This window comes from Pikeienuella sp., assembly GCF_046290545.1.
In the GTDB taxonomy this organism is placed as follows: domain Bacteria; phylum Pseudomonadota; class Alphaproteobacteria; order Rhodobacterales; family Rhodobacteraceae; genus Pikeienuella.
On record NZ_JBKAGV010000014.1, the window covers coordinates 371,070 to 390,165 of the forward strand.

At 69.3% G+C, this 19,096-nt stretch carries 14 protein-coding genes; 9 read left to right on the forward strand and 5 right to left on the reverse strand.

All coding sequences use genetic code 11. The annotated features are described in order from the left end of the window. Nucleotides 1-153 precede the first annotated feature (153 nt). Nucleotides 154-1,710, forward strand: a complete 1,557-nt coding sequence (locus tag ACE37J_RS13470) for a pentapeptide repeat-containing protein (protein ID WP_409711774.1) — start codon at nt 154-156, stop codon at nt 1,708-1,710. A gap of 298 nt (nt 1,711-2,008) precedes the next feature. Here the strand turns inward: ACE37J_RS13470 and ACE37J_RS13475 are convergent, their stop codons facing one another. Together ACE37J_RS13475 and ACE37J_RS13480 are read right to left on the reverse strand one after the other, a co-directional pair. Continuing rightward, nucleotides 2,009-2,392, reverse strand: a complete 384-nt coding sequence (locus tag ACE37J_RS13475) for a RidA family protein (protein WP_409711775.1) — start codon at nt 2,390-2,392, stop codon at nt 2,009-2,011. Continuing rightward, nucleotides 2,389-3,348, reverse strand: coding sequence for a DMT family transporter (locus ACE37J_RS13480; RefSeq protein ID WP_409711776.1), 960 nt, complete (start codon nt 3,346-3,348; stop codon nt 2,389-2,391). Before ACE37J_RS13480 ends, ACE37J_RS13475 begins: the two co-directional genes overlap by 4 nt. 83 nt (nt 3,349-3,431) lie before the next feature. Here ACE37J_RS13480 and ACE37J_RS13485 point away from each other — a divergent pair, with 83 nt between their 5' ends. Continuing rightward, entirely contained in the window at nt 3,432-4,850 is a 1,419-nt protein-coding gene (locus ACE37J_RS13485; RefSeq protein ID WP_409711777.1) for an amidase, read from the forward strand. A 235-nt stretch (nt 4,851-5,085) separates the two neighbouring features. Here the strand turns inward: ACE37J_RS13485 and ACE37J_RS13490 are convergent, their stop codons facing one another. After that, nucleotides 5,086-5,940: a LysR family transcriptional regulator gene (locus tag ACE37J_RS13490; RefSeq protein WP_409711778.1), complete on the reverse strand. Its 855-nt coding sequence runs from the start codon at nt 5,938-5,940 to the stop codon at nt 5,086-5,088. A gap of 183 nt (nt 5,941-6,123) precedes the next feature. Here ACE37J_RS13490 and ACE37J_RS13495 point away from each other — a divergent pair, with 183 nt between their 5' ends. From ACE37J_RS13495 to ACE37J_RS13520, 6 genes are read left to right on the forward strand one after another with little or no spacing between them, the layout of a single operon-like run. Further along, nucleotides 6,124-8,568, forward strand: a complete 2,445-nt coding sequence (locus tag ACE37J_RS13495; RefSeq protein WP_409711779.1) for an FAD-dependent oxidoreductase — start codon at nt 6,124-6,126, stop codon at nt 8,566-8,568. Then, complete coding sequence (locus ACE37J_RS13500) at nt 8,565-11,000, forward strand: FAD-dependent oxidoreductase (protein WP_409711780.1); 2,436 nt, start codon at nt 8,565-8,567, stop codon at nt 10,998-11,000. Before ACE37J_RS13495 ends, ACE37J_RS13500 begins: the two co-directional genes overlap by 4 nt. Then, nucleotides 10,997-12,559 carry a trimethylamine methyltransferase family protein gene (locus ACE37J_RS13505; protein ID WP_409711781.1) on the forward strand — a complete coding sequence of 521 codons (1,563 nt, stop codon included), beginning with the start codon at nt 10,997-10,999 and terminating at the stop codon, nt 12,557-12,559. Before ACE37J_RS13500 ends, ACE37J_RS13505 begins: the two co-directional genes overlap by 4 nt. Before the next feature lie 9 nt (nt 12,560-12,568). Further along, a complete protein-coding gene (locus ACE37J_RS13510) occupies nt 12,569-13,468 on the forward strand; it encodes an NAD(P)-dependent oxidoreductase (RefSeq protein WP_409711782.1) in 900 nt (299 codons plus the stop codon). 28 nt (nt 13,469-13,496) lie between these two features. Then, entirely contained in the window at nt 13,497-14,498 is a 1,002-nt protein-coding gene (locus ACE37J_RS13515; RefSeq protein ID WP_409711783.1) for a ligase-associated DNA damage response exonuclease, read from the forward strand. Next, entirely contained in the window at nt 14,495-16,087 is a 1,593-nt protein-coding gene (locus tag ACE37J_RS13520; protein WP_409711784.1) for a cisplatin damage response ATP-dependent DNA ligase, read from the forward strand. Before ACE37J_RS13515 ends, ACE37J_RS13520 begins: the two co-directional genes overlap by 4 nt. 68 nt (nt 16,088-16,155) lie before the next feature. Here the strand turns inward: ACE37J_RS13520 and wrbA are convergent, their stop codons facing one another. Then, nucleotides 16,156-16,758, reverse strand: a complete 603-nt coding sequence (gene wrbA / locus ACE37J_RS13525) for an NAD(P)H:quinone oxidoreductase (RefSeq protein ID WP_409711785.1) — start codon at nt 16,756-16,758, stop codon at nt 16,156-16,158. A gap of 97 nt (nt 16,759-16,855) precedes the next feature. Beyond that, nucleotides 16,856-17,251, reverse strand: coding sequence for a RidA family protein (locus tag ACE37J_RS13530; RefSeq protein WP_409711786.1), 396 nt, complete (start codon nt 17,249-17,251; stop codon nt 16,856-16,858). 153 nt (nt 17,252-17,404) lie between these two features. Here ACE37J_RS13530 and ACE37J_RS13535 point away from each other — a divergent pair. Continuing rightward, a partial coding sequence (locus tag ACE37J_RS13535) for a lamin tail domain-containing protein (RefSeq protein WP_409711787.1) occupies nt 17,405-19,096 on the forward strand: 1,692 nt, incomplete at its 3' end.

Genomic DNA, 19,096 nt, shown 5'->3' on the forward strand with positions numbered 1-19,096 from the left:
CCCTCGCCCTCCGCCTGGGCTCCGGCCGAACGGCCTCGGCGACCTTCCACCGGAAGGTCGCTTTTCGAGGCCGTGGCGCCCAACGCAAGCGTCGCGCAAGCGCCCGCCGTTTCCCCTTGCGCCCCCGCCCCGCCCCGGCGAGGATTTCCCCAAATGGCGCAAGACGATTTCCCCCCGTTCCGCATCCCCGCCCTCGGCCGCTGGATCGCCCGCGCCTTGGTCACGCTTGTCGCCGGGGCGCGCGCCCTCGCGCGATCCGTCCGCGATGCCGCCTCCGCCCGCGCGGGCCTCATCGCCCTCCGCATCCTCGTCTGGCCGATCCGCCACCATGTCCTCCTCCTCGCCGCCATCGCCGTCCTCGCCTTCGGCGGCCTCTGGTGGGCGCTGGTCGGGGACATGCGCGCGCTTCTGTCGGAAGCGGCGCGCTCCGCGCTCGACGCGGAAGGGGAGGAGCGGCGCGGCGCCGCCTATCTCGTCGCCGCCGGCGCCGCCGCCCTCGTCGCCCTCGCCTCCGCCCCCTTCGCCCTCCTGAAGGCATGGGTGAACGAACGCGCCACCCGCACGGCGGAGGACAAGCACCTCACCGAACGCATCATGCGCGCGGTGGAGCAGCTCGGCGCCGAGAAGACCGTCAAGAAGGTGGTGGAGACGGAGGAGATCGTCGACGGCGAGCTAATCGCCAAGGCCGAAACGCTGGAGACGACCGAACCCAACCTCGAAGTCCGCCTCGGCGCGATCTACGCCCTCGAACGCATCGCGCAGGACAGCGAGCGGGACCATATCCCGATCATGGAGACGCTCTGCGCCTATGTGCGGGAAAATTCGAATGCGCGGACGCCGCAAACGCACGACCTGCCGGATTGGGAAGTGCTAGCCTTGGATACCACCAAGGAGGGCATCGAGCAGCACGAACACGAGCGCGAGGAGCGTTTCAGCGTTTCGGGTGCATTCTACGGTAAAGCGGCGCAATGGGCTTATAGTCTTCCGGCGCCACGGGCAGACGTTCAAGCCGCGCTAACCGTAATTGGGCGTCGCAGCGCGCTCCGACGCGCGCATGAGGCGGCACGGGAGTATCAAATAGACTTAAGAAGAGCTAATCTACAGAAGGCAAATTTGTCCTTTGCAGCACTAGAGAATACCTTGTTTGCCGATGCGCGCTTGGAAGGGGCGGATTTTACAGGTGCGCAACTTGAGAACGCTGACTTTTTTGGTGCTCGAATGGATGGAGCAACCTTTATTGATGCATCTTTAGAGAATGCAGACCTATCCGAAGTTTCAACAGAGGGTGCGGACCTCATGTATGCTAGGATGAATAGAGCAGCTCTTTGGGGCAATACAATTCTAGGCGCAAGGCTTTTGTATTCAAAATTTCACGGTAGTAAGTTTGGTGATGTCGTATTTTATTGTTGCGATCTAAGTAAATCAGAGTTGACAGGCGCAGACTTGACAAGGTCAGTTTTCTTAAATTGCAACGTATCGCAAGTTCAGTTTGCTCGGTCAAATGCAAGATCGGCTGACTTTACGGGCGCAAATGGGTTAAGCCAAGAGCAGGTAAATTCTCTTTTCGGCGACCGCTCCACTATCCTTCCAACCGGTGTTCGCCGCACCGACCTGATGGACCGCGAACCGCTCGACCGCCCGTACTTCCCCGACCCTAACTACGAAGCCTGGCTCGCTGCCGGCGCCCCGCCCGGTAACCCCCTCCCCTGACCGCCCCACCTCCCCTCGCGCCTGCGGGAGGAGGTCAGGGAGAGGGGCCGACCGACAGCGCAAACCCCGATCCATGAAAAATCATGAATCCGCGCGCCCCGCCCCGGCAAGGGCGCTCGCCTCTCCCGCCTGCGGGAGAGGAAGAGGGCGAGGGCCGCTGTCGCTCCAGCCCGACCCTCCGCCGGGAAAACCCCTCACCCTCCCGGCTGAAACAATCCGATCACGACTTTTTCCGAGCCTTTTCAAGGCTCCGGGGTCGATAACCATGGTTATGCCCCGAAATCCGGCCCCGCCGCCCCTAATCCGGCAGCTTCGCCGTCACCTCGATCTCGATCTTCATCGCCTTGTCGAGGAGCCCGGCGACGAGCATCGTCGCCGCCGGCCGCGCCGCCGCGAAGGCCTCGCGGATCGCCGGGGCGCAGGCCGGGAAGTCCGCCGGGTCGGGCAGGATGTAGTGGACCCTGACCACGTCATCGAGCCCCGCGCCCGCCTCCTTCAGCGCCGCCTCGATGTTGCGGAAGGTCTGCCGCGCCTGCTCCGCCACATCCTCCGAGATGGTCATGGTGGCGTAGTCGTAGCCGGTCGTCCCCGCCACGAAGACCCATCCGCCCGTGACCACGGCCCGCGAATAGGCGAACTCCGCCTCGAACCGCGACCCTTGAGAAATCAGCTTCCTCGTCATCCCGCTCTCCCCATCGCTCCCGAAGCCGCCGCCGCCGCGCCCGCCGCCGCCCTCCGCGCCTCGCCCCGCGCCTTCATCTCCCGCCGGGCGATATACCATGCCGAGCCGACGATCACCGCCGATCCGATCACGATGAAGGCGTCCACCGGCTCCCCGAAGAAGACGGCGCCGACGATGGTCGCCCAGACGATCTGGAGGAAGGTCACCGGCTGCGTCACCGTGATCGGCGCGCATTGATAGGCCTTGGTCAGCGTCCAGTGCCCCGTCGTCGCGAAGGCCGCGACGAGGGAAAGCCAGAGAAACTCCTCCATCGTCGGGCTCTTCCACTGGGAGATCGCGAAGGGCAGGAGCGTCAGCGTGCAGCCGAGCGAGAGCATGGCGACGATCTCCGTCGGCCGCGCCCGGTCCGTCAGCAGCTTGGCGAAGATGAAGGAGACGGCGAAGAGCGGCGCGGCGAGGATCTGCGCCCATTGCCCCGGCCCGATCTCCTGAAAGCCGGGCCGCAGGATGATCGCCACCCCCGCCAGCCCGACAAGGATCGCGATGATCCGCCTGGCTCTCAGCCGCTCCCCGAGGAAGAGCGCCGCGAGGATGGTGACGAAGATCGGCGAGGTGTAGCCCAGCGCCGTCACCTCCGCGACCGGAATGCGCGCCATCGCGAAGAACCAGAGGATGACGGCGAGCCCGTGGATGAACCCCCGCCCGCCATAGAGCATCCAGGTCGTCCGCGCCGGTGGGCGGCGGAGGATGCCGATCAATGCAGGGGCGACGAAGAGGAGCCCCATCGCATAGCGGATGAAGGCGCCGACGGGCGCCGGCAGGTCCGAACCGATATGGCGCACGATCCCCGTCATCACGACGAAGAGGAGCCCCGTCACGAGCATCCAGGCGACGCCTGCGGCGACGTTCTCCGCCCGCGCCGGCGCCGCGGGGGGCGTCTCCGTCTCGACCGCCATATGAGCCTTTCGATTTCCTGTCCGGAACACTAGCGGCGCGGCGCGCGCGGCGCCATGGTCGGGCCGGCATGGGAGGGCTGCGCATGACGCATGACTATACGGGGCCGGAACTCTGCGCGCTGAGCGCGGTGGAGGCGGTGGGGCTGCTGGAGCGGGGCGAGGTTTCGCCCGCGGAGATGATCGAGGCCGCGATGGCGCGGATCGAGGCGGTGGAGCCGAAGATCAACGCCATGCCGACAACCTGCGCGGAGCGGGCGAAGGCGATGGCGGCGAAGCTGGAGCGGGGGGGCGAGGCGACATGGCTCGCCGGCCTCCCCATCGCGATCAAGGATCTCTCGCCGGTCGCCGGCGTCCGCACCACCTGGGGCACGAAGGCCTTCGCGGAGTTCGTGCCGGAGGAAAGCGACCCGCTGGTGGAGATGATGGAGCGGCGCGGCGGCGTCGTCATCGGAAAGACCAACACGCCGGAAATGGGCGCCGGGGCCAACACCTTCAACGACGTCTTCGGGCGAACCCGGAACCCCTGGAATGTGAAGCTGAACCCCGGCGGCTCCTCCGGCGGCGCGGCGGCGGCGCTGGCGACCGGGGAGGTCTGGCTCGCGCATGGGTCGGACATGGGCGGCAGCCTCCGCACCCCGGCGGCCTATTGCGGCGTCGTCGGGCTGCGGCCGACGCCCGGAAGGTGCGGCGGCGGGGGGAAGGACAACGCCTTCTCCGGCCTCGGCCTCTCCGGCCCGATGGCGCGGAATGTGGAGGATTGCGCGCTCTTCCTCGACGCGATGGCGGGGAGCGACCCACGGCAGCCGCTGACCTTCGATCCGCCGGCGGAGAGCTTCCTTAGCCAGGTCCGCCGCGCCGGACCGCCGAAGCGCGTCGCCTTCTCCGCCGATTTCGGCGGCTTCGGCCCCGTGACGAAGGAGGTGCGGGACCTGATGGCGGCGGCGATGCGGCGGCTCGAAGGGCTCGGAACCGTGGTTGAGGAGCGGGACCCGAACGTGGAGGGCCTGATCGAGACCAACATGGCGCTCCGCGGCCTTTCCTTCGCCATCGGGCCGGGCTCCCTGCCGGCGGAGGTGCGGCGGCATTTCAAGAAGACCCTGCAGGAGAACTGCGCCTTCGGCGAGGCGCTGACCCTTCCCGAGATCGTGAAGGCGGAGCGGCATCGGTCGGCCATGGTGCTGGAGATGGAGCGGCTGACCCGCGGCTTCGACGCGCTGGCCTGCCCGGTGGTCGGCCTCGGGCCGCTCGACTCCGAGGTGGAGTTTCCGACCGAGGTGGATGGGGTTCCGACCCCCCATTACATGGACTGGCTCCGCTTCGCCCATCTCGCCTCGACCCTCGGCCTCCCCGCCCTTTCCGTCCCCATCGGCTTCACCGCGAGCGGGGCGCCGATGGGAATCCAGCTCATCGGGCGGCACCGGGACGAGGCGGGCATCCTCGCCGTGGCGAAGGCGATCGAGAGCGTGACGGAGGGCTTCGGGAGGCCGATCGACCCGCGGTGAGCCGGGGCTGCTCACAGTGAGCAGGGGGGTCATGTGGTTGACGTGAAAGGGTAATCGGAAATAGGGCGCCGAGAGCGCGTGGGGCGGAAAGCCTCCCTCCCCGGGGGAGGGAGGAAGCGGCGGCGGCGTCTGGCGATTGGCCCCGGACTCGATCCGGGGCCCAGATGGATGGCGCGCCCATGTCCGCGAGGCCCCGGATCAAGTCCGGGGCCGGGTGGTCAACAGTTTTGGCGCCTCACCCCCTCGCCAGCAGGGTCTCCCTCAACAACGCCACCATCCGCCGGTGCGGGGCGCGGCGGCGGTTCCTCAGGTGAACCGCGGCGTAGACCGACTGCTCGATGACGGGCGCGCGGCGGACGAGGCGGGCGGTTCCGTTCGCCGCCATCGCCGCCGCCATCTCCGCGGGGAGATAGGCGGCGCCGCCGAGCGCGGCGAGCATGCCCGCGATCACGGTGCTCTGGCCCGCCGAGAGCTGCGCGGCGGAGAGCGTGGGGTGGAGGGCGGCGTGGGCGCGGGCGAAGGCGGGGGAGACGTTGGAGAGGATGTAGCGGTCCGGCTCCACGGCCTCCAGCGTCGCTTCCCCGGTCGTCACCATGCGATAGGCCGCCTCGCCCAGCGTCTCGAAATGCAGGTCGGGATGCGGGCGGGGGGTGAAGATAACGGCGAGGTCGAGCCCGCCCGAGATGAGGTCCGCGCACATCTGCTGCGAGAAATCCGCCTCGACATAGACTGAAGCGTCGGGGAGCGCGGCGCGGAGGGCGGTGACCCATTCGCCCACGCGCGCCGCCGCAAGGTCATGCTGCACGCCGATGCGGAGGGTGAGGGAGGCCGCCTCCGCCTCCCGCGCCGCGTTGGTCGCCTCCGTCCAGGCGCGGCGGAGGGCGCGGGCGTGGGGCTCGAACCTGAGCCCGGCAATGGTAGGCTCCGTGCCGGAACGGGAGCGGGTGAAGAGCCGCCGCTCCAGCCGCGCCTCCAGCGCGCGGATGCGAGCGGAGACGGTGGATTGCGTGACAGACAGGCGCTCCGCCGTGCGGTTGAAGCTGCGGGTCTCCCAGAGGTCGAGGAACGTCTCCACCAGTTCAATCTGCATGATTGCCTCTTCTTGTTGCGCTGCCGCCCTTCGGGCTGCTTGAGCGCGGTCTTGTTCGCGCTATCGCCCTTCGGGCTGCTTGAGCGCGGCTGATCGGTTTTCCCGATCAATAGAGGCCGGCATGAGCGATTGAAAGCCCCGCGCGGCGAGCGCAATGCTGCGGAAACGGCGGAGGCATGCTTCATGGCGGACGGGACGGAGACGGCGCGCGTTGTCATCATCGGCGGCGGGGCGGTGGGCGTCTCCGCGCTCTATCATCTCGCGAAGGCGGGGTGGAAAGATTGCCTCCTGCTGGAGAAGAACGAGCTGACGGCGGGCTCCACCTGGCATGCGGCGGGGAACGTGCCGACCTTCTCGACCTCATGGTCGATCATGAACATGCAGCGCTATTCGACGACGCTCTATCGCGATCTGGGCGCGATCGCGGACTATCCGATGAATTATCATGTGACGGGCTCCATCCGCCTCGCCCATTCCCGCCAGCGGATGCAGGAATTCGCGCGGGCGAAGGGGATGGGGGAATATCAGGGCATGGCGCTCTCCCTCCTCGCGCCGGATGAGATCAAGGCGCTCTACCCGTTCATCGAGACGCATGACATCAAGGGCGCGCTGCATGACCCGGCGGACGGGGATATCGACCCGGCGCAGCTGACGCAGGCGCTCGCCCGCGCTGCGCGGAACCTTGGCGCGCGGATCGAGCGGTTCCGGCCGGCGACGGGGGTCAGCCGGCGGGGGGACGAGTGGATCGTCCATACCGAGAAGGGCGACATCGCCTGCGAGATCGTGGTGAACGCCGCCGGTTACTACGCGCAGCGCGTGGGCGAATGGTTCCGCCCCCATGGCGGGCGGCGGGTGCCGATGATGGTGATGAGCCATCAATATCTCGTCTTCGACGAGGTTCCCGAGGTGAAGGCGTGGTCCGAGGCGGCGGGCAAGAAGCTGCCGCTGCTGCGCGACGTGGACGTCTCCTATTACCTCCGGCAGGAGAAATACGGCTTCAACCTCGGGCCCTACGAGCGGAATGGCCGGGCGCACTGGGCGAGCCCGGACGAGCCGATGCCGGAGGATTTCAGCTTCCAGCTTTTCCCGGACGATCTGGAGCGGCTGGAGCCTTACGTCTCCGACGCGATGGCGCGGGTGCCGGCGCTGGCGGAGGCGGGGCTCGCCAAGGTCATCAACGGGCCGATCCCTTACGCGCCGGACGGCAACCCGCTGCTCGGGCCGATGCCGGGCGTGCCGAACGCCTTCGAGGCCTGCGTCTTCACCTTCGGCATCGCGCAGGGCGGCGGCGCGGGGAAGGTGCTGGCGGAGTGGATCACCGAGGGCGGGACGGAATGGGACATGTGGTCCTGCGACCCGCGGCGCTTCACGGACTACACGGATGACGCCTATTGCGTGGCCAAGGGCATGGAGGTCTATGGCCACGAATACGCGATGCATTTCCCGAAGCATCGCTGGCCGGCGGCGCCTGACCGGAGGCTGAGCGCGCTGCATGAGCGGATCGTCGCCCGTGGCGGCCAGATGGGCGCCTATAACGGCTGGGAGCGGGCCAACTGGTTCGCACAGCCAGGCGACGACGTGTCGGAAGAGGCGACGCTGACATGGGAGCGCGCCGGCCCGTGGGAGCCGCGCATCCGCGAGGAATGCGAGGCTGTGCGCGATCATTGCGGGATCATCGCGATATCGGGCTTCACCCGCCTCGCGCTCGAAGGGCCGGGCGCGCGCGCCCATGCCGAAGCGCTCACCGCATCGCGCCTGCCGAGGCCGGGGCGGATCGGCCTCGCCTATTTCGCGGATCCCCGCGGCCGCGTTCTGACCGAGATGTCGGCGATACCGCGGAGCGACGAGGAGATCTGGCTCATCACCGCAGGCGTCGCGCAATGGCACGACCGGGACGTGCTGGCGCGCGGCCTGCCCGAGGGCGTGACGCTGGACGACAGGAGCGCGAGATACGAGTGCCTCCTCGTCACCGGCCCGGCGGCGCGCGATCTCCTCGCGCCGCTTACCGACGGCGACCTGTCGCTGCCCTGGCTGAGCGTGCAGGACGCCCGCGTCTGCGGCGTGGAATGCGTGCTGATCCGGGTCTCCTTCGCCGGGGAGCTCGGATGGGAGGTTCACTGCCCGGTCGCGGCGGCGCCGGAGATCTGGGATGCGGTCACCGGCGCCGGCGCGAAACCCTTCGGCATGTTCGCGCTGGACAGTTTGCGGCTGGAGAAGGGCTATCGCGCGTGGAAGGGCGACCTTTCCACCGACTACACGCTGCTCGAAGCCGGGCTCGACCGCTTCATCCGCTTCGGGAAGAACGAGGATTTCCCGGGCAAGGCCGCGCTGATGGCGGAGCGGGAGGCGGGGCCGCGGAAGCGGTTCGTCACGCTGATCGTCGAGGCGGGGGCGGCGGACGCGCCCTACATGTCCAACCTGCGGCATGAGGGGCGGATCGTCGGCGAGACGACGAGCGGCGGCTGGGGCTATCGCGTCGGCGCCTCCATCGCGCTCGGCATGGTGCGGGCGGACCTCGCCGCGCCGGGGACGGCGCTGGAGGTCGAGATCTACGGCGAGCGGTTCCCGGCGATTGTGCAGCCGGATGCGCCGCTCTGGGACCCGGAAAATGCGAGGCTGAAGGCATGACGCCCCCCACCCACGCCCGCGTCGTCATCATCGGGGGCGGAATCTCCGGCTGCTCGGTCGCCTATCACCTCGCGCAGCGGGGCTGGAAGGATGTCGTGCTGCTGGAGCGGAAGCAGCTCACCTCCGGCACGACTTGGCATGCGGCGGGGCTGATCGGGCAGCTTCGCGCCAGCCAGAACATGACGCGGCTCGCGAAGTATTCCGCCGAGCTATACGTGAAGCTGGAGGCGGAGACGGGCGTCGCCACGGGGATGCGGCGGGTCGGCTCGATCTCCGCCGCGCTGACGCATCACCGGCACGAGGAATTGCTGCGGCAGGCGACGCTGGCGCGGGCCTTCGGGGTGGAGGTCCATCCCATGAGCCCCGCAGAGGTGAAGGCGCTCTATCCCCATGTCGAGACGGGAGACATGGTCGGGGCCGTCCATATCCCCGGGGACGGGCAATGCGACCCGGCGAACATCGCCATGGCGCTGGCGAAGGGCGCGCGGATGGGCGGCGCCGCGATCTTCGAGAACGTGAAGGTCAGCCGCGTCACGGATGACGGCGCCCGCGTCACCGGCGTCGAATGGGAGGCGGGGGGCGAGACGGGGCGGATCGACGCGGAGATCGTCGTCAATTGCGGCGGCATGTGGGGGCGGGACCTTGCCGCGCGCTCCGGCGTCGCGCTGCCGCTCCATGCCTGCGAGCATTTCTATCTCGTGACGGAGCCGGTGGAGGGGCTCGGCCATCTTCCCGTCCTGCGGGTGCCGGACGAATGCGCCTACTACAAGTCGGATGCCGGCAAGATGATGCTCGGCGCCTTCGAGCCCGTCGCGAAGCCCTGGGGCATGGGCGGCATTTCGGAAGACTTCTGCTTCGATACGCTGCCCGAGGATTTCGAGCATTTCGAGCCGATCCTGGAGATGGCGACGCGGCGGATGCCGATGTTCGAGACGGCGGGCATCCATACCTTCTTCAACGGGCCGGAAAGCTTCACGCCGGACGACCGCTATTACCTCGGCGAGGCGCCGGAGCTTCGCGGCTACTGGGTCGCCGCCGGTTACAACTCCATCGGCATCGTCTCCTCCGGCGGGGCGGGCATGGCGCTGGCGGCGTGGCTGGACGAGGGCGAGCCGCCCTTCGACCTCTGGGAGGTGGACATCCGCCGCGCCCAGCCCTTCCAGCGCAACCGCCGCTACCTCAAGGAGCGGGTGACGGAGACGCTGGGGCTGCTCTACGCAGACCATTACCCGTTCCGGCAGGTGGAGACGGCGCGCGGGGTGCGCCGCTCACCGCTCCATGCGCATCTCGCGGCTCGGGGCGCCGTCTTCGGCGAGGTCGCGGGATGGGAGCGGCCGAACTGGTTCGCGGCGCCGGGGCAGGCGGCGGAATATGCGCACGATTGGGGGCGGCAGAACTGGTTCGAGAACCGGGAGGCGGAGCATCGCGCGGCGCGGGAGGGCGCGGCGCTGTTCGATCTCTCCTCCTTCGGGAAGATCAGGGTGGAGGGGCGGGACGCTTGCGCCGTGCTCCAGAACCTCTGCGCGAACGATGTGGACGTGGCGGCGGGGCGGATCGTCTACACCCAGATGCTGAACGGGAAGGGCGGGGTGGAGGCGGACGTGACCGTCACCCGGCTTTCCGAGACGGAATTCCTGATGGTCACGCCCGCGGCGACGCTGCGGCGCGACCTTTCCCGCGTGAAGCGCCATGTCGGGGAGGCGCGCGCCGTCGCCACCGACGTCACCGCGGGGGAAGCGGTGCTGGCGGTGATGGGGCCGAAGGCGCGGGAGGTTCTCGCCAGGGTCAGCCCGGACGATTTCTCGAACGCGACCCATCCGTTCGGCATGGCGCGGGAGGTGGAGGTGGGCCTCGGCCTCGCCCGCGCGCATCGCGTCTCCTATGTCGGGGAGCTTGGCTGGGAGCTTTACGTCTCCGCCGACCAGGCGGCGCATGTGTTCGAGGCGCTGACGGAAGCGGCGCCGGAGCTGACGCTCGCCGGCCTCCACGCGCTCGACTCGCTCCGGATGGAGAAGGCGTTCCGCCATTTCGGCCATGACATCACGGACGAGGACCATGTGCTGGAGGCCGGGCTCGGCTTCGCGGTCAAGACGGCCAAGGGCGCCTTCATCGGGCGCGAGGCGGTGCTGAGGAAGCGGGAGGCGGGGCTTTCCCGCCGGCTGCTCCAGTTCCGGCTGAAGGAGCCCGGCCCCGTCCTCTTCCACAACGAGGCGGTGGTGCGGGACGGGCGGATCGTCTCCATCCTCACCTCCGGCAATTACGGCCACACGCTCGGGGGGGCGACCGGGCTCGGCTACGTCCCCTGCGAAGGCGAGAGCGCGGAGGCGGTGCTCGCCTCCGCCTACGAGATCGAGATCGCCGGGCGGCGGGTCGCCGCCGAGGCGAGCCTGAAGCCTCTTTACGACCCGACCGGCGAAAGGATGCGGGCATGACCGAAGCCCTGATCGACTCCGTGGGCGAGACCTGCGCCCCGAAATCCCGCCGCGCGGGCGGCCGCGCCGCGCGCGTCGCGATGCGCGCCGCGCCGCTGGCGGAGGGGCTGCGCCCCGTCCGCCCCGGCCTCGAAGGCGGGCGCTACAACCCGCTCACCGAACTCGAGATGGCGCGCATCCACGAGGCGGCGCTGGAGGCGCTGGAGGTGATCGGGCTTTCCCAGGCCCCGGCTTCCGGCGTGAAGATCCTGACGGAGGCGGGCGCGATCCTCGGCGATGACGGCCGCATCCGCTTCCCCCGCGCGCTGGTGGAGGACATGCTGGCCAAGGCCGCGCGGGGCATCACGCTCTACGGGCGGGAGGAGAAGCATCACCTGCTTCTCTCGGGCAACCGCGTCCATTACGGCACGGCGGGCGCGGCGGTGCACATCGTCGACGCGCTGACCGGCGACTATCGCGACTCGACGGCGCGGGACCTTTATGACGCCGCGCGGCTGACCGACAATCTCGACAATGTGCATTTCTTCCAGCGCGCCATGGTCTGCCGCGATGTGGCGGACAATTTCGACATGGACGTGAACACGCTCTACGCCTGCTGCGCGGGCACGACGAAGCATGTCGGCACCTCCTTCTCCGACCCCTCCCATGTGGAGGGCTGCATGGAGCTCTTGCACATGATCGCGGGCGGGGAGGCGGCGTGGCGGGAGCGGCCCTTCGTCTCCAACTCCAACTGCTTCGTCGTCCCCCCGATGAAGTTCGCGGAGGAAAGCTGCATCACGATGGAGAAGTGCATCCGCGCGGGGATGCCCGTGCTCCTTCTCTCCGCCGGGCAGGCGGGCGCGACGGCGCCGGCGCCCATCGCGCTCGCCATCGTGCAGGCGGTGGCGGAATGCCTTGCCGGGGTCGTCTATGTGAACGCGATGCGCCCCGGCTTCCCGGCAATCTTCGGGACCTGGCCCTTCGTCTCCGACCTCCGCACGGGCGCGATGTCCGGCGGCTCGGCCGAACAGGCGCTGCTGACGGCGGGCTGCGCGCAGATGCATCGCTATTACGGGCTGCCGGGCGGCGCGGCCTCCGGCATTTCCGACTCGAAACTGCCGGACATGCAGGCGGGCTGGGAGCAGGGGATCACCAACGTTCTCGCCGGGCTTTCCGGGCTCAACATGTGCTACGAGGCGGTGGGGATGCACGCCTCCCTCCTCGGCTTCTGCCTCGAAAGCCTCGTGCTGGGGGACGACATCCTCGGCCAGTGCATGCGCTGCGTCCGCGGAATCGACGTGAACGAGGACAGCGTCTCCATCGAGGCGATGAAGGCGGTCTGCCTCGGCGGGCCGGGGCACTACCTCGGGTCCGACCAGACGCTGCGGCTCATGCAGACGGAATACATCTATCCCGAGGTCGGCAACCGCATGAGCCCGAAGGAATGGGGCGAGGCGGGGCGGCCGCTCCTGCTCGACACCGCCATCGCGCGGAAGGAGGCGATCCTCGCCCGCGCCGAATGCCGGGTGCCGCCCGAGGTGGACCGCGCGGTGCGCGAAGCCTTCCGCATCCATTTCTGAGGGGCTGTCATGCGCTACGCCTTCATCGGCCTCGGCAATCTCGGCGGCCATCTCGCCGCGAGCCTTCTCCGCGCCGGGTTTTCCGTGACGGTCCATGACCGCGAGCGGGGGCTGGCGGACCGGCATCTCGCCGCCGGCGCGACATGGGCTTCGAGCGCCGCAGAGGCGGCGGAGGGGGCGGATTGCGTCATCACCTGCCTGCCCTCGCCCGCCGTCTCGGAGGCCGTGCTCCGCGCCTTCCTGCCTGTCATGAAGCCGGGCGCGGACTGGATCGAGATGTCCACCGTCTCGCGGGAGGACGTGCTGCGCCTCTCCGCGCTGGCGGGCGAGGCGGGCGTCGGCTGCCTCGAATGCCCGGTGACGGGCGGCGTGCATCTCGCGCTCCGGGGGGAGATCACGGTGCTGGTGGGCGGGGATGAGGCGCGGTTCCTCCGCCATCGCCCGGCGCTGGAGGCGATGGGGAACCGGATCATCCACATGGGCCCGCTCGGCTCCGCCGCGATCATCAAGGTCATCACCAACATGCTCGCCTTCATCCACCTCGTCGCGGATGGCGAGGCGCTGATGCTGGCGAAGCGCGGCGGGCTCGACCTCGCCAAGGCCTGGGAGGCGATCGCCGCCTCTTCCGGCAACTCCTTCGTGCATGAGACCGAGGGGCAACTGATCCTCAACGGGAGCTACGACATCGCCTTCACGATGGATCTGGCGCTGAAGGATCTCGGCTTCGTGATGGGGTTCGGGCGGGAATTCGGCGCGCCGCTCGAACTGGCGGGGCTGACGGAGCAGACCTTCATCCGCGGCAAGGCGGCCTATGGCGGGGACGCGCAATCCACCCAGATCGTGAAGCTGCTGGAGGACGCGCTGGGGACGGACCTCCGCGCGCCGGGCTTCCCCGCGCGGCTCGAATAGGGGGCGGCGCCGCGCTATCCTTGCGGCGATGCGCCCTGACGACCTCCTCCGCCCGACGCCCGAAGGGCTCTATTGCCCGGTGGGCGACTTCCACATCGATCCGTCGCGGCCCGTTCCCCGCGCGCTGATCACGCATGGCCATGCGGACCATGCGCGGGCGGGGCACGGCGCCGTCTGGGCGACGCCGGAGACCTTGGAGATCATGGCGATCCGCTATGGCGCGGGCTTCGCGCGGGAGATGCGGAGCGAGGCGCGGGGGGAGATCGGCGGGGTCCGCGTCTCCTTCCATCCTGCGGGGCATGTGCTCGGCTCGGCGCAGATCTCGGTGGAGGCGGGCGGGCTCCGCATCGTCGCGGCGGGGGATTACAAGCGCGCCATCGATCCGACCTGCGCGGCGTTCGAGCCCGTTCCCTGCGACGTCTTCATCACGGAGGCGACCTTCGGCCTCCCCGTCTTCCGCCACCCGGACCCGATGGCGGAGATCGGGCGACTGCTGGCCTCGCTCAGGGACTATCCGGAGCGGGCGCATCTCGTCGGCGTCTATGCGCTCGGCAAGGCGCAGCGGTTGATCGCGCTCTTGCGGGCGGCGGGGTGGGAGCGGCCGGTCTTCATCCACGGCGCGCTCCGGAAGCTCTGCGACTACTACGCTTCCCGCGGGATCGACCTTGGCCCGCTGGAGGATGCCACGGCGGAGAAGGGCGCCGCCGCCGGCTATGCGGGGGAGGTGGTGCTGGCGCCGCCCTCCGCCTTCGGCGCGACCTGGGCGCGGCGCTTCCCCGACCCGCTCTTCGCCTTCGCCTCCGGCTGGATGCAGGTGCGCGCGCGGGCGCGGCAGCGGGGGGCGGAGCTCGGTCTCGTCATCTCGGATCATTGCGACTGGGCGGGGCTGACGGAGACGATCCGGGAGATCGACCCCGGCGAGGTCTGGATTACGCACGGGCGGGAGGAGGCGCTGCTGCGCTGGTGCGAGATCGAGGGGCGGGCGGCGCGGCCGCTGCATCTCGTCGGCTACGAGGATGAGCCGGAATGAGGGCCTTCGCGGCGCTGATGGACCGGCTCGCCTTCACGCCCGGACGGAAGGAGAAGCTGCGGGCGATCCGCCTTCATCTCGACCGGACGCCGGACCCGTGCCGCGGCTGGGCGCTCGCGGCGCTGACCGGGGAGCTGACGCTCCGCACCGTGACGCCCGCGCTCCTCCGGCGGCTGGCGGCGGAGCGGACGGACGAGGCGCTCTTCGCGCTCTCTTACGATTATGTCGGCGACCTGGCGGAGACAGTCTCCCTTATCTGGCCGGGGGAGGGAGACGGCGCGGAGCCGCCGCGGCTTTCCGAAGTCGTCGATGCGCTGAGGCGGGCAGGGCGGGCGGAGGCGCCGGCGCTCGTCTCGGGCCTGCTCGACCGGCTCGCGCCGCCCGAGCGCTATGCGCTGGTGAAACTGGCGACGGGGGGGCTCCGCGTCGGCGTCTCGGCGCGGCTGGCCAAGCAGGCGGCGGCGGACTGGGGCGGAGTGGAGGCGGCGGAGATCGAGGAGCTGTGGCACGGGCTTTCGCCGCCCTATCCGGAGCTTTTCGCCTGGCTGACGGGCGGGGAGAAGCCGGCGGCGGCGGGCCGCGCGCCCTTCCGCCCGGTGATGCTGGCGACGCCCTTCGAGACGCGGGACCGGGAGGCGGCGGAGCCCGCCGACTTCGCGGCGGAGTGGAAATGGGACGGGGTGCGCGTTCAGGCCGTCTCCGACCGGGGGGAGCGGCGGCTCTATACGCGGACGGGGGAGGACATTTCCGCCGCCTTCCCCGACCTCGTCGACGCGATGGAGTTCGAGGGCGCGCTCGACGGTGAATTGCTGGTGCGGGCGGGCGGCGATGTGGGGGCGTTCAACGACCTCCAGCAGCGGCTGAACCGGAAAACGGCGCCGAAGGCGCTGACGGCGCGGCTGCCCGCCTTTCTCCGCGCCTATGACATCCTCCGCGCCGGGGCGGAGGACGTGCGACCCCGAAGCTATGCGGAGCGCCGCGACCGGCTCGGCGCCTTCGTTGCCGCGCTGGACCCGGAGCGGTTCGATCTTTCGCCCGAAGTCCCCTTCGAGACCTGGGAGGCGCTCGAAGCGCTCCGTTCCGCGCCGCCGCATCCGGCCATCGAGGGCGTGATGCTGAAGCGGCGGGAGAGCCCCTATCTCGCCGGGCGCCCGAAAGGGCCGTGGTTCAAGTGGAAGCGCGAGCCGCATCTGATCGACGCGGTGCTGATGTATGCGCAGCGCGGCCACGGCAAGCGCAGCTCCTTCTATTCCGACTATACGTTTGGCGTGTGGGACGGCGAGGCGCTCGCCCCGGTCGGCAAGGCCTATTTCGGCTTCACGGACGAGGAGCTGAAGAAGATCGACCGCTTCGTGCGGACGAACACGGTGGAGCGGTTCGGCCCCGTCCGCTCGGTGCGGGCGGAGCCGGATTTCGGGCTTGTGCTGGAGGTGGCGTTCGAGGGGCTCGCCGCCTCCGCCCGCCATCGCTCCGGCGTCGCCATGCGCTTTCCGCGCATCGCCCGCCTCCGCTGGGACAAGCCGCCGCGCGAGGCGGACCGGCTGGAGACGCTGAAGGCGATGATCGAAGGCACAGGGCCCCGGACCTGATCCGGGGCCCCGCGGGGGCGATCCGCGCCATTCGTCGGGGCCCCCGCTCAAGGCCGGGGCGGCGCGCATCAGGCGGCGAGCTTCTTCGCGATCTCCGCGACGTGCTTGCCCTGGAACTTCGCGCCAGCAAGATCGAAGGCGGAGGGTTGGCGCGAGCCGTCGCCGCCCGCGATGGTGGTCGCGCCATAGGGCGAGCCGCCGGCGATCTCGTCCAGCGTCATCTGCGCGGCGAAGGAATAGGGCAGGCCGACGACGACCATCCCGTGATGGAGAAGCGTGGTGTGGAAGTTCAGGATCGTCGATTCCTGCCCGCCATGCTGCGTCGCGGACGAGGTGAAGACGGAGCCGACCTTGCCGATCAGCTTGCCGCCGGCCCAGAGCCCGCCGGTCTGGTCGAGGAACTGCTTCATCTGCGCGGCCATGGCGCCGAAGCGCGTCGGCGTGCCGAAGATGACCGCATCGTAGTCGGCGAGCTCCTTCGGGTCGGCCACCGGCGCGGACTGGTCGAGCTTGAAGCCGTTGGCCTTCGCCACCTCCTCGGGGACGAGCTCGGCGACGCGCTTCACGGTCACCTCGGCGCCTGCGACCTCGCGCGCGCCCTCGGCGACGGCGTCCGCCATGGTCTCGATATGGCCGTAGGTGGAGTAGTAGACGACGAGAATCTTCGGCATGGAGCCCTCCTGCGTTGCGTTGGGCGACAGATAGCGCCGCGCCCCTGCCGCGATAACAGGCGCCTGAACCGCAAGACCGTTTCCGGTACGGATACGATCAGCCGGCTTTCGCCGCTGTCGCCTCCACTTCCACCACGAATTCCGGCCGGGTGAAGCCCGCGACGATGACGAGCGTGGAGGCGGGGGGCGGGCTCAGGCCGTTCAGCCACTCGTCACGCGCCGCCATGTAGCCCGCCATGTGCGCCCGGTCCGTCACGAAGGCGTTGAGGCGGAGCACGTCCTCCCTCCCCATGCCCGCCGCGGCGAGGATCGCTTCGATCTGCCGGAAGCAAAGCCGCGCCTGCGCCTCCGCGCCTTCGGGGACCGCGCCGCCGGGCTCGCTTCCGAGCTGGCCGGAGGTGACGAGAAGCCGCGCGCCCGGCGGCGCCTCGATCCCGTGGCTGTAATTGGCGAACGGGACGGGGATGGCGGGGGGAGCCACGGCGCGGTTCATGGGCGCTCCTTGCATGACGTTGCGTGCCGGATGCGAATTGTCGTTTGACTGTCGCATACTCGTCATGAAACGTTCTGTTAACCTTCGCGCTCTCGGCCCGTCTCGGGACGAGAGCGCAGATGCAACCCGGCACGCTCGACAAGCAGGCAGATGATGACCGCATTCATAAACGAATTCCACTATGACAACCTCTCTGGCGATGTCGGGGAATTCATCGAGATCGCAGGCCCTGCGGGCGCGGATCTGACCGGTTGGAGCCTCGTCCTCTACAACGGGGCCAATGGCGCGGTCTATGGCGAACTGCCGCTCGCCGGCGTTCTCGCGGATGCCGGGCAGGGGTTCGGGTTCCTCGTCATCGATCTGCCGACCAACGGCTTGCAGAACGGAGCGCCGGACGGGATCGCGCTCGTGGACGATCAGGGCGCCGTTGTCGAGTTCCTGTCCTATGAAGGCGTCTTCACCGCGGTCGGCGGCCCGGCCGACGGGATGACCTCCGTCGATATCGGGCAGTCCGAATCCGGCTCGGACCCTGCGGGCCTCTCGCTGCAAAGGACGGGAACAGGAGCCGCGGCGTCCGACTTCGCCTTCGCCGCTCCGCAGCCCGAGACGAAGGGCGCGGCGAATGCCGGGCAGAGCTTCACCGGCGACGGGGGAGGGGACGGCGGCGGCGAAGAACCGCTGCCTCCGAGCCTCGTCATCAACGAGATTCTCGCCGACCCGGCCGGGGACCTCACGGGCGATGCGAATGGAGACGGGACGCGCGACGCCACGCAGGACGAGTTCGTCGAGATCGTCAATGCGGGAACGGAGGCCGCCGACCTTTCCGGCCTGACGCTTTCCGACGGCGTGGCCGTCCGGCACGTCTTTCCGGAGGGGACGATCCTCGGCGCGGGGGCCGCTATCGTCGTCTTCGGCGGCGGAACGCCTGCCGGCGATTTCGGCGGCGCGCTGGTTCAAGTCGCATCGACCGGCGCGCTCGGGCTCAACAATGGCGGCGATACGGTAACACTGTCCGGCCCGGCAGGGGTCATCGACTCCGTATCCTATGGCGGCGAGGGGGGGGACAACCAGTCGCTGACCCGCGATCCGGACGTGACCGGCGACTTCGTCGCTCACGCCTCGGCCGCCGGATCGGAAGGGGCTCTCTTCTCGCCCGGCGCCACGATTTCCGGGACCTCGTTCGTCGAGCGGGAACCCGTCTTCACGATCAACGAGATCGACAGCGATACGCCGGGCACGGACGCAGCCGAGTTCATCGAGATCTTCGATGGAGGCGTCGGCGGCTCCAGCCTCGATGGGCTGACGCTCGTCCTCTTCAATGGCTCGAACGATCTGAGCTATGCGGCGTTCGACCTTTCGGGTTTTTCGACCGACGAGAACGGCTTCTTCGTCATCGGCAATGAGGCGGTCCCCAATGTCGGCCTCGTGATCCCGGGGAACACGATCCAGAACGGAGCCGACGCCGCCGCGCTCTATCGGGCTCCTGCGGCCGACTTTCCGAACGGCAGCGCGCCGACGATTGTGAACCTGGTCGACGCCGTCGTCTATGACACCAACGACGCCGACGATACGGGCCTGCTGCAGGCGTTGGGCCTCTCCGTTCAGGTCAACGAGAACGAGAACGGGCTGCAGGCCGAACAGTCCCTGTCCCGCGTTCCGGACGGCTCGGGCGCCTTCGTGGCGCAGGCGCCGACGCCCGGAGAGGCGAACGAGGGCGATGGAGGCGGCGGCGCTGCGCCGGCTCTCATCAGCGCGATCCAGGGCTCGTCCGCCGGGGTCACCCAGGTGGGCGTGGACGACCGTGCGGCGCTTGAGGGCCAGATCGTCATCATCGAGGCGATCGTG